This window comes from Kluyvera sp. Awk 3 (assembly GCF_028069715.1).
Classification (GTDB): Bacteria; Pseudomonadota; Gammaproteobacteria; order Enterobacterales; family Enterobacteriaceae; genus Kluyvera; species Kluyvera georgiana_A.
The window spans coordinates 17,656-27,812 of record NZ_JANEWH010000063.1; the positions used below are offsets into that span (position 1 = coordinate 17,656).

Below are 10,157 nucleotides of genomic sequence, written 5' to 3' on the forward strand. Positions count from 1 at the left end.
CATGAAAAACTAAATCGGCGTACCGTGACTTTAGTTTTAATCGTTCACGCAGTTAATTTATCTGGAGATAGATCTGCGTGGACTGAATAGCCTCACGCGAAAAGCGGCGAAAAACTTGATGTACGTCAAAAAACGTAGCATATTGCGCCGCTTTAACGATCAATGGTAAGGACTCAATTGGTGACGCTGTACCAACATATGCTCATTTTCTACGCCATCATGGCGGTTATTTGCGCCGGAATTACCTGGTTTCTCACCAAAGAAAGCACCTCAATCCGTCTGATTGCCACCTTTTTAATCGGCGCAACGTGGCCGTTCAGTTTCCCCGTTGCGCTGCTGCTGTCGCTATTCTGATGGCTATTTACTGAGATCGCTGAGCAAAATAGCGATGCTTTTACCGCCCTCGGTCTGCTCCAGCGCAATTTTCACGATAATGGTGAGCGGCACGGACAGCAGCATACCGACCGGACCCAGCAGCCAGCCCCAGAATATTAACGATAAGAACACCACCAGCGTGGAGAGCCCCAGGCCGCGTCCCATGATGCGGGGCTCGAGAATGTTGCCAAAGACGAGATTTATCACCAGATACCCCGCAAGTACGATCAGCGCATCGTAAAAGCCGCTAAAGACCAGAACCTGCAAAATAGGGGGGATCGCCGCCAGCACCGAGCCAATATTCGGAATATAGTTGAGCGCAAAGGCCAGCAGCCCCCAGATAAAGGCAAAACGGACGCCCAGCAGCTCCAGCATGCCCCATACAACCAGACCCGTTACCAGGCTAATCGCCGTTTTCAGCACCAGATAGTGCGATACGCTGTCCAGCCCTCGCTGAATCGCCGCCATCCCCTCTACCGGACGTGACATGACCTGCTGAAGTTTCGCCGGTAGCTGTGGCACTTCCAGCAGCATAAACACCACCGTCAGCAGCAGCAGAAAAATAGACGACATCGCGTTCGAGAGTTGGGTCAGTAGGCGTGAAACCAATGTCATGGCGGCATTGGGGTCAATGTATTTAATCAGTTCTTCAGGGCTGACGCTGATACCAAATCGCTGCATCCACGGCTGCAGATTATAGATCGGTACCGCCAGCGATGAGCGGTACTGAGGCAGCGTGCGCGTCAGTTCGTTGAGTGATGTGCCGAGTGAGGCCAGTAATAGTACGGCCAGCAGAATAATCACGACAATCAGTAGCGAGATGCCGAGCACGCGTGGTACGCGGCAGCGTACCAACAGCTGAACAACCGGGTTGAGCACCACGGCGATAAACAGCGCCAGCACGAAGGGGACGATGATCTCCGCAGCAAAACGGATCCCCGTCAGAATGATAACCAGCATGCCGAGCATGATGACGATTTTTAATCCATTAAGCGTGATGATCGGCCTGGACATGATAGCTCCTGCTATAAACTCTGCTGATTATGATAATTGCGAATTGGCTTATAATAAATGAATGTACATCAAACAACATCCGTAAAGATTTGAAAACATTTTGAGATACTTCGACAACTGTGTTAGAAATTAGCTGTGTTTAACTACTGAGGACAATTTTAATCCGCAATGATGAGAAGCAATACCGCGGATAATTGTAATTTTATGGACAATATGTTCAGGACGTACATTTCTACTCAATTCACTGTTTTCCCTTCTTTTTCTGCCTTCTGCGGTGAGCACCACTGGCGCAACGCGCTGTAGTCCTTTTCTTCGTTTGAGCTAAATTTTAATCATTTTATTTCGGTTTGCGCTACGTCGCGAACTGCAACGGATTATATTCTCACGCAGGAGAAGGACCATGTTTTACTGGATTTTATTAGCCCTGGCTATTGTGGCCGAAATTACAGGTACGCTGTCTATGAAATGGGCAAGCGTAAGCGATGGTAATACCGGCTTTATTTTAATGCTGGTGATGATCTCACTGTCTTATATTTTTCTTTCGTTCGCGGTTAAGAAAATCGCCCTCGGTGTCGCCTACGCGCTTTGGGAAGGTATCGGTATTGTGCTGATTACGCTTTTCAGCGTCCTGGTCTTTGACGAAAGTCTGACGGTGATGAAAGCGGCGGGTCTGGCAACGCTTATCGCCGGGATTGTGTTGATCAAATCGGGTACGCGTAAAGCGCCGAAGAAAAGCGTTATGATTAATAACGAGGTGAATCATGCTTAAGTTCGAATTGATTCACGGTCTCTGGCTAGCAGGTTCCATCGTACTTGAAATTGTCGCTAATATTTTCCTGAAATTCTCTGACGGTTTCCGTAACAAACTGTACGGACTCCTCTCACTGGCCGCCGTGCTGGCCGCGTTTAGCGCCTTGTCGCAGGCGGTGAAGGGCATTGACCTGTCGGTTGCCTACGCTATCTGGGGGGGCTTCGGCGTAGCGGCCACTCTGGCGGCGGGGTGGATCCTCTTTGGTCAGCGCCTGAATAATAAGGGCTGGTTTGGACTTGGCCTGCTGTTGATCGGTATGGTGATGATTAAACTCGCTTGATGTGATAGCTGCCCGGGAAATCGGGCAGCGAAATTCATGGCCTGTATTACGCTTGTAACAAAGGGTTTGCTTTGTGACTGCGAGGGTGGGGCATGTTTAATCCGTCACGCTGGCGTAATATTGCCACGGCCAGAACGCTGTTCGTGATGATCTTTTTAGCAGGCGTTGGCCTGATCTTTTCTATTATTTCACTGCTTTACCTGTCGCAGAATTTAATCAGTAGCAAAACTAACGATATTGATGCCCGCCGTTCCGCACTTTCTGTTGATGGGGCCCTTCAGACATCCATTAACCGCGTGCTCTCACTCGTTACCGACAACTCTATCTGGGACGACGCCGTCCGTCAGGTTTATGCGCCGCAGCTGGACACCACGTGGCTGTATAATACCTGGGGGGCAGGCTTCAAAATCAATAATCTCTACGATGGCACATTCGTCCTGGATGAAAACTATCGTGTTCTCTGGGGCTCGTTTCATAGCTCACCGTTTAATGAACATAATCTCGATTTCTTTGGTGAGGGGCTGGAAGCGCTTATTAGCCAAAATGAGGATGCGCTGCGTCGGGGGAGCAATGTTTTTGCCGGCATAACCCAGACGCGGGCGGGGATTGCCTTTGTCGGGATCGGGCTGATTCGCCCTATGGTTGGACGTTTACAGGTGTACGACGCGACGCGGCGTTATCTGGTGATCACCCGGCATATCAATCCTGGATTACTCAACAATCTGGGAAATACGTTCCAGATTGAAAAACTGACATTGGGTACTGCGCCGCAGAACCAATACAACATTCCGGTGCGAACCTCTGGGGGGAAGGTGGTGGGCTGGCTTGATTGGCAGCTCAGGCAGCCTGGGGCTGAGGCTGCCAGCGCCGCATCACCGCAAATTCGTGAAATTGTGCTGCTTGCGACCGGGTTAATTCTGCTGTTTATTCTGCTGAGCAGCTTAGGCTTGTGGAAGCTGGCGCGCGGGGAACGCCAGGCGCGAGAAATTGCGTTGACCGACTGGTTGAGCCATCTGCCCAACCGCCGTGCGCTGATTGAACAGCTGGAGCGCATCAGCCAGCGTGGCGATCGCGACGTGAAAACGGTGGTGTTTATCGATCTTGATGGCTTTAAAGATGTTAATGACATTCATGGCCATGATGTCGGCGATATTCTGATTATTCGTATTGCCGCCATGCTACAAACGCTGGTGCCTGGCGGCGGAATGCTGGCGCGCATGGGAGGCGATGAGTTTGCGATGACCGTGGGCGGTGAGCACTCAGAAGCGCGCGCGGCAGCCTTTGCGGAAAGCGTGCTGGATTACCTTAATGCGCCAATCCGTATCGATGGCCGTACGTTGCACATCAGCGCCAGCATAGGCATCGCCAGCGGAAAATTGCAGCTGAGCTCCAGCTCCGAGCTTTTCCGCCAGGCAGATATCGCCATGTATCACTCGAAGATCACCGGCAAAGGGCGCATTACCCACTATGACGCTGAACTTAACAGCGCGCGCGAATACCAGGTTGCTATCGAGAATGACATTCGCCACGGGCTGGAAAACAATGAGTTTGAAGTCTGGTATCAGCCGATCGTCTGCGCGCGGACGCAGGTGATGATTGGCGTTGAAGCGCTGGTGCGCTGGCCGCGACGGAAGAAAGGCGAGCTGATGCCTGATGCGTTTATTGCTGTCGCTGAAACCAGCGGGCTTATCTATGCGCTCGGGCAGTTTGTATTGGCTCGCGCGTGTCACGATCTGCTGGTACACAACGATCTTAAGCTCTCGGTTAATATTTCGCCGGCGCAATTCCGCGACCCTGAGTTTGAAAATAAGGTTTCCAGCGTGCTGAAATCATCTGGTTTTCCGCCGTCCAGGCTACAGCTTGAGGTTACCGAGACCTACGTGCTCGAAAAACCGGAACGCGCGCGTGCGGCAATCGCGAATCTGAAAGCGCTGGGTACCGCCGTTGCGCTGGATGATTTTGGTACCGGTTACTCCAGCATTGGCTATTTGCGGCGCTTCAATTTCGACACCATTAAAATTGATAAATCGCTGGCCGGGCTGGTGGATGACGACGATCAGGCTGCTGCTCTGGTGGGGGGCACGATTCGGATTGCCAGCGCGCTAGGCATGACGGTGATTGCCGAAGGCGTCGAAACGGAGAGACAGATGAAGCTGCTGCGGTTGGCGGGTTGCGATCAGCTTCAGGGATTCTATTTCAGCGAGCCGATGCCGCTATCTTCGCTGCTGGCGTTACGTCACCAGCAGCTTCAGAGTTAATTGTCGGCAGCGAGCGCTTCCAGCTTGTCGCGAAAACCGGTGACGGCGATGGCGCGGTTGTCGGCACGCCAGCGATCTTTGGCCGCCGGTGCTGAGCTTTGTACTGCAATCAGTTGCCAGCCGGCGTCGGTTTTCAACAGCAGCGGTGAGCCGCTATCACCCGGCAGCGTATCGCACTGATGGGAAAGCACCGACGCCTGCGCCCAGCCGGTGACGGTACAATCTTCATGACTGTACAGTGAATCCAGATGATCGACCGGGTAACCGGACTGCGTCACTTTTCGCCCGGCGGCTTTCAGCGCGGCGGTCAGTTCGGCTTTGTCGCCGGTAAACAGCGGCAGTGGCGTAATACCAGAAGGGGGATAGCGTAGGACGATCAGGCCGAAATCCCATGGTGCCGCTGAAGACGGCACAATCCAACCGTCGCCGTCGGGCTTCAGTCGTTTTCCTAGCGAAGGGTCAACCCGTCCCTCAATGCCATGAATCTCATAGCGCCAGCTGCCCTTTTGCGACACAAAGCGCAGGGCTACCGCTTTATCCAGCTTGCCACCTGGCGGCTCCAGCAGACAGTGTCCGGCGGTTAAAGCCAGATGGGGAGAAATCAGCGTCGCGGTACACAGATTGCCGCTGGCGGTTTCAAGTTGCCCGATGGCGTCCCACGGTTCTTGCGCCGGATGGCTGACAAGGACGCGATCGTCCTGACCAAAAAACAGGGTTTTAATATCTTTTGCGCTAATGCCGCTATCACTGTCATCAGCATGAGTTATTAAAGGCAGAACGGATAACGATCCCAGTAAACAACACACAAAGGCTGTACGCATATCACTCTCGGATGGGGCAATTATGATTATAAAAACTAAACCCAGTGAGACTACTATAGACGGGAGACATGAAAAGTGGGAGTAAAATCAGCGAACTACATTCAGTAAAAGAAGAACTGAGTCGCGATAAGCGCGCAAACGATCAGTAATGCCAGGATGAGCTCGAAACGATAACGCCGCAACATGGTTGGCTCCCCGGGAAAAAATCGGCGCTGAAGTAGCGCCGATACGGATAATTGATCGCCTCAGGCAGCAGGGCTAACACCGGCGTCGGGGGCGACGCTACGTGATGCACCTGTCTGCCTGAATCGACGCGCAGAACGCGCCGATTGCGTAGTCATTAAGCTGCTGGTTGTGCTGCTGGTTTAGCGGCTTCGTGTTTTACTGCTTTTTTGTGTTTTTTAGCAGCCTGCGCCTTCTGCGCTACAGCCGGTTTAGCTGCTGCTTTTTTGTGTTTTTTAGCGGCCTGCGCTTTCTGCTCTACAGCCGGTTTAGTGGCTGCTTTTTTGTGTTTTTTAGCAGCCTGGGCTTTCTGTTCTACAGCCGGTTTAGCCGCTGCTTTCTTGTGTTTTTTGGCAGCCTGCGCTTTCTGTGCCGGTGCTGCTTTTTTGTGTTTCTTGTGATGAGTGGTTTTTGCCGGAGCCGCGTGAGTGGCGGTCGCAGTAGCAGCCGGAGCCGGCGTAGCCGTCGCGTCAGCAGCGAAAGCAGCGGAAGACATACCCATAGCAGCGGCAACAACCAGAGCTAATACTTTTTTCATTCTCATACCCTCGAATTGGTTTTTTCATTCAACCCCACTGCGGGGCCGTTGAAAGAACTATACCTACGGGATATCGGTCTTTCCGTGAGTGATTGGTATCGGCGTGTAACGTAATGTACGAGAGGTGTTGCACAAATGTACAGGGGCGATGGGTCTTCGCCCCTCACGAGGTTAGTTCGCGCAAGGCGTGCGGCTGGCGCGTTGCATCAGGTAAACGCGCAGAATAAGCGCGAAGGCCATTGCCACGACCACGGCAGCCAGCAGGTAAATGCTGTCCAGACCCTGATAGCCTGCAATCCAGCCCGCAACAGGGCCGGTAATGCCAAGTGCCAAATCCAGGAAGGCGGAATAGGTGCCCAGCGCGGTCCCCTGGTTTTGTTCCTCCACCTGCTTGACCGCTTCGACGCCCAGCGCCGGGAAGACCAGCGAGAAACCGGAGCCAGTCAGGAAAGCGCCCAGCCCGGCGATCCAGGCATTCGGGGCAAACCAGATAATCAGCAGCCCCAGGCATTCAAAAACGTAGCAGACCAGCGATACGCGAATGCCACCAAACCGGGTGATGGTGTTACCCAGCACCAGACGAATACAGATAAAGCCAATACTGAACAGTGAGAGCGTGAAGGCGGCACCTTGCCAGCCGTGCGCGGAGAAGTAGAGCGTGATAAATGTCGCAATCACCCCGAAGCCTACTGTACCCAGCCCAAGACCCAAACCGTACGGCCAGATTTTGCGCGCGACGACGTGGAAAGGCGCTCGGATGCCCGCGCTGACGCTGACGTCAGCACGAGTACGGGCAAAGAGCAGGCCAATAACGGCGATAATCACAATCAGCGCCGCGAAGCCGCTGATGCCAAACGCGCTATTGAGCATCACACCCAACGGCGCACCGGCGGCCATGGCGACATAGGTAGCGACCCCGTTCCAGGAAATGACGCGGGAAGTGTGGATCGCGCCGACGGTTTTAATCCCCCACAGCGTGGAGCCGGTAGAAGTAAAACTCTCGCCTACACCAAGGAACACGCGGCCGACCAGCAGCAGAATGACCGCCAGAATGGGGCTGGCGTGCGCGGCCGCGGCGGCGAGCGTGAACAGGCCGCTCATCATGCAGCAGATAATCCCCAGGCTGACAACCTTCTTCGGCCCCCAGATATCGGTATAGCGCCCGGCGTGGGGGCGGCTGACGAGAGTGGAAATGTATTGCAGGCTAATCACCGCGCCGGCGACCAGCGTGCTGTAGCCGAGATCGTAGTGGATAAATCCGGGGAGTACCGCCAGCGGCAGGCCGATGGAAAGGTAACAAATACAGGTGAAAACCACGATCGAAATAATGCGTAGATTAAGCTGGGTATTGCTGGTGTAGGTAGTCATAACACGGAACATGAAAGACAAAAGTGGGCGTATTATAGAACCTGTCGGTATTCTCTTGAAGTTATTAGGATTTCATGCGCACGAATAATCACAAGGGGGACGTCTGAACGCAGCCGTGCTGGTTGCGGAAAGCCTGGCGACGATCCACACCATCTTATCGAGAATGGCTTCGGCGGTACCGGCACGAAGGGAGGCAAACCGACGGTACCGCAAATGGCGTGGATAGCGCGATTGCAAGGGGCAGGATACCGAGAGGAAGTGTGTTATGGGTTTGGTGAAGCGATAGCGGTGATTACAGATTACTTGGGGCTCTTCAATTGATGAATTGAACGATCACACAAACATTAAGATAACCTTAAGAAAATCGCATTCAATGTTAATGGATTAAATTTCTTAAAAGCTACTATCAGTAATTCATTATTAACTTGAATGATTTGTATGAAATTCGATACGCATTTACCCTTTTCCGTTGTTGCTATGGCGGTTCTGTCGTTGTTATTTCCGTTTGCCGCAGACTGGCATCTACCGTTGCTTGGCGGTGCCTTAGTGACGCAGATTGAAAACGCTCAGGCGCTATGGCTGCTGTTTGGCGCGTTGTTTACCGCTTGGTATATCAAACCGCTTTCGAGGCCTGAAGGAGAAAAACAGTTCTGGATGTGGGCCGTGCTGTGGTGGATGGTGTTGCTAGGACGAAGTACGAGTTGGGGGCGGGCTTACTTTCCGGAGCAACCTCATCTTGTGTTTAGAGTGATTTCCGTCACTCTGATCGGAGGTTTAGCGCTTTCTCTGTTATCCGGGCCATTACGTAAGGACATCGTCCGCAGGGTTAAGGAAGTGACAATGCCGGTATGGTTGCTGGCTGTTACTATTTGTACGTTTATCATTTCCGATACCATTGAGCACCATCGTCTGTTGGCACCGTTGTTTGTTCATAATCCTCAATATGCTGACCTTATGGAAGAGTTGTATGAAATTCCATTTATGGTAGGGCTGTTGCTTGTTACGTACTATTTTATGAAAACGGATAAGTCCTCCGACCAGCTTTTCCCGCTAAATATCAGTATGGACTGTAAATAGAAAATGCCTCGGCGTTTAGGGCGCTGCGGCATTTTTTAGCCTGTTCTTAATTGAGTTTAGCGTAAGCGTTTATGCAGAGCATAGCCGGTCAGCAGTGCGCCAACCAGCAGCAGGGCAATAAATGCCCCCACGCCGTTCCAGCCGTATTTGTGCCAGAAGACGCCGCCGAGCGTACCGGCAATACTTGAGCCGAGATAGTAGCTAAAAAGATACAGCGACGACGCCTGACCCCTGGCGCGGCGCGCACGCGGGCCAATCCAGCTGCTGGCCACCGAGTGTGCGGCAAAGAACCCTGCGGAGAACAGCAGCATGCCGGGGAAAATCACCCACAGCGGCGAGAACAGCGTGAGCAGAAGCCCCAGCAACATCACGCCGGTGAAGAAGATCATGACCGGGCCACGACCGTAGCGGGTGGTCATTACGCCGGCTTTGGGTGAGCTCCAGGTCCCGGTCAGGTAGGCGACGGATAGCAGACCCACCACCGCCTGGTTGAGCGACCAGGGCGAGAGCATCAGGCGGTAGCCGATGTAGTTAAAGAGGGTGACGAACGCGCCCATCAGCAGAAAACCCTCGACGAACAGCAGCGGCAGGCCACGATCGCGAAAGTGCAGGTGAACATTAATGAGTAATGATTTCGGCTTCAGCGAGCTGGGGCGGAAATGGCGGGATTCCGGCAGAATGCGCCAGAACATGATGGCCGAGGCCAGCGCAAAGAGGCTGATCACCGCCAGCGCCACGCGCCAGCCGAAGAAATCGGTAAACACCCCAGTGAGCAGACGTCCGCTCATCCCGCCAATCGAGTTACCGCTGATATATAACCCCATCGAGAAGGCGACGAAACTCGGGTGAATCTCTTCACTGAGATAGGTCATGCCCACCGCTGCTACGCCGCTGAGCGACAGACCAATCAGCGCACGCATCAGCAGAATTCCATGCCAGCTGGTCATCATTGTCGACAGGAGTGAACAGCAGGAAGCCAGCAGCAGCGCGGTGACCATCACCTGTTTACGCCCGATGGCGTCGGAAAGCGGCCCGGTAAACAGCAGGCCAATCGCCAGCATGACGGTGGAAATTGACAGCGAAATACTGCTCCCCGCCGGAGAGATGCCGAACTCATGGGAGAGCACCGGCAGAATGGGTTGCACACAGTACAGCAGGGCAAACGTTGCCAGCCCGGCGGAGAAGAGGGCGAGCGTGACGCGAATAAAGGCCGGCGTGCCGCGGCGGATAAACGTATTGTTGACAGTGGGGGTATCGTCGCGGACATCAATAACGGGCGTATGGTCTGCGGTAGTTGTGCGGCTCACGGGAAGATCCTTGACTAAAAACAACGAGTAATGGCGACATAGGTCACATAATCAGAGTAGGAAAATGTAAATATTCTGTCTAATAT

General features: G+C 53.3%; 11 protein-coding genes. 6 read left to right on the top strand and 5 right to left on the bottom strand.

Annotation, left to right across the window (positions count from 1 at the left end; all coding sequences use genetic code 11):
• Positions 1–180: 180 nt before the first annotated feature.
• Positions 181–354, top strand: coding sequence for a GhoT/OrtT family toxin (locus NNN71_RS14195; RefSeq protein ID WP_163446438.1), 174 nt, complete (start codon positions 181–183; stop codon positions 352–354).
• A gap of 3 nt (positions 355–357) precedes the next feature.
• On the opposite strand, the gene NNN71_RS14200 is transcribed toward NNN71_RS14195, so the two are convergent.
• Complete coding sequence (locus NNN71_RS14200) at positions 358–1,389, bottom strand: AI-2E family transporter (protein WP_167575776.1); 1,032 nt, start codon at positions 1,387–1,389, stop codon at positions 358–360.
• A gap of 168 nt (positions 1,390–1,557) precedes the next feature.
• Here NNN71_RS14200 and NNN71_RS25265 point away from each other — a divergent pair, with 168 nt between their 5' ends.
• The 4 genes from NNN71_RS25265 (at position 1,558) to NNN71_RS14215 (ending at position 4,738) form a co-directional block, all read left to right on the top strand.
• Complete coding sequence (locus tag NNN71_RS25265; protein WP_419058010.1) at positions 1,558–1,692, top strand: protein YdgV; 135 nt, start codon at positions 1,558–1,560, stop codon at positions 1,690–1,692.
• A gap of 97 nt (positions 1,693–1,789) precedes the next feature.
• Positions 1,790–2,158 (top strand): multidrug/spermidine efflux SMR transporter subunit MdtJ, encoded by a 369-nt coding sequence (gene mdtJ / locus NNN71_RS14205; protein ID WP_163446436.1) that lies wholly within the window; start codon positions 1,790–1,792, stop codon positions 2,156–2,158.
• On the top strand, positions 2,151–2,480 hold the full coding sequence (gene mdtI / locus NNN71_RS14210) for a multidrug/spermidine efflux SMR transporter subunit MdtI (RefSeq protein ID WP_271458757.1): 330 nt from the start codon (positions 2,151–2,153) through the stop codon (positions 2,478–2,480). The genes mdtJ and mdtI overlap by 8 nt, the downstream gene beginning before the upstream one ends.
• Before the next feature lie 92 nt (positions 2,481–2,572).
• On the top strand, positions 2,573–4,738 hold the full coding sequence (locus NNN71_RS14215; protein ID WP_271458758.1) for a bifunctional diguanylate cyclase/phosphodiesterase: 2,166 nt from the start codon (positions 2,573–2,575) through the stop codon (positions 4,736–4,738).
• Here NNN71_RS14215 and NNN71_RS14220 read toward each other — a convergent pair.
• From NNN71_RS14220 to NNN71_RS14230, 3 genes are all read right to left on the bottom strand, one after another.
• Complete coding sequence (locus NNN71_RS14220) at positions 4,735–5,559, bottom strand: trypsin-like serine peptidase (protein ID WP_163446433.1); 825 nt, start codon at positions 5,557–5,559, stop codon at positions 4,735–4,737. The two genes, NNN71_RS14215 and NNN71_RS14220, sit on opposite strands and share 4 nt — an antisense overlap.
• Positions 5,560–5,899: 340 nt before the next feature.
• Positions 5,900–6,319: an acid resistance repetitive basic protein Asr gene (gene asr / locus NNN71_RS14225; protein WP_271458759.1), complete on the bottom strand. Its 420-nt coding sequence runs from the start codon at positions 6,317–6,319 to the stop codon at positions 5,900–5,902.
• Positions 6,320–6,490: 171 nt separating this feature from the next.
• Complete coding sequence (locus NNN71_RS14230; RefSeq protein WP_163446431.1) at positions 6,491–7,687, bottom strand: MFS transporter; 1,197 nt, start codon at positions 7,685–7,687, stop codon at positions 6,491–6,493.
• Between the two features lie 438 nt (positions 7,688–8,125).
• On the opposite strand from NNN71_RS14230, the gene NNN71_RS14235 reads away from it, so the two are divergent.
• Positions 8,126–8,764, top strand: coding sequence for a hypothetical protein (locus tag NNN71_RS14235; protein ID WP_271458760.1), 639 nt, complete (start codon positions 8,126–8,128; stop codon positions 8,762–8,764).
• A 56-nt stretch (positions 8,765–8,820) separates the two neighbouring features.
• Here the strand turns inward: NNN71_RS14235 and NNN71_RS14240 are convergent, their stop codons facing one another.
• Positions 8,821–10,071: an MFS transporter gene (locus NNN71_RS14240; RefSeq protein WP_163446429.1), complete on the bottom strand. Its 1,251-nt coding sequence runs from the start codon at positions 10,069–10,071 to the stop codon at positions 8,821–8,823.
• Positions 10,072–10,157 lie beyond the last annotated feature (86 nt).

Excerpts from the sequence above, each read along its gene's own strand:
- NNN71_RS14220 (WP_163446433.1), bottom strand. The coding sequence starts at position 5,559 with ATGCGTACAGCCTTTGTGTGTTGTTTACTGGGATCGTTATCCGTTCTG.
- NNN71_RS14230 (WP_163446431.1), bottom strand. The coding sequence starts at position 7,687 with ATGACTACCTACACCAGCAATACCCAGCTTAATCTACGCATTATTTCG.
- mdtJ (WP_163446436.1), top strand. The coding sequence starts at position 1,790 with ATGTTTTACTGGATTTTATTAGCCCTGGCTATTGTGGCCGAAATTACA.
- asr (WP_271458759.1), bottom strand. The coding sequence starts at position 6,319 with ATGAAAAAAGTATTAGCTCTGGTTGTTGCCGCTGCTATGGGTATGTCT.
- NNN71_RS25265 (WP_419058010.1), top strand. The coding sequence starts at position 1,558 with ATGATGAGAAGCAATACCGCGGATAATTGTAATTTTATGGACAATATG.
- NNN71_RS14235 (WP_271458760.1), top strand. The coding sequence starts at position 8,126 with ATGAAATTCGATACGCATTTACCCTTTTCCGTTGTTGCTATGGCGGTT.
- mdtI (WP_271458757.1), top strand. The coding sequence starts at position 2,151 with ATGCTTAAGTTCGAATTGATTCACGGTCTCTGGCTAGCAGGTTCCATC.
- NNN71_RS14200 (WP_167575776.1), bottom strand. The coding sequence starts at position 1,389 with ATGTCCAGGCCGATCATCACGCTTAATGGATTAAAAATCGTCATCATG.
- NNN71_RS14215 (WP_271458758.1), top strand. The coding sequence starts at position 2,573 with ATGTTTAATCCGTCACGCTGGCGTAATATTGCCACGGCCAGAACGCTG.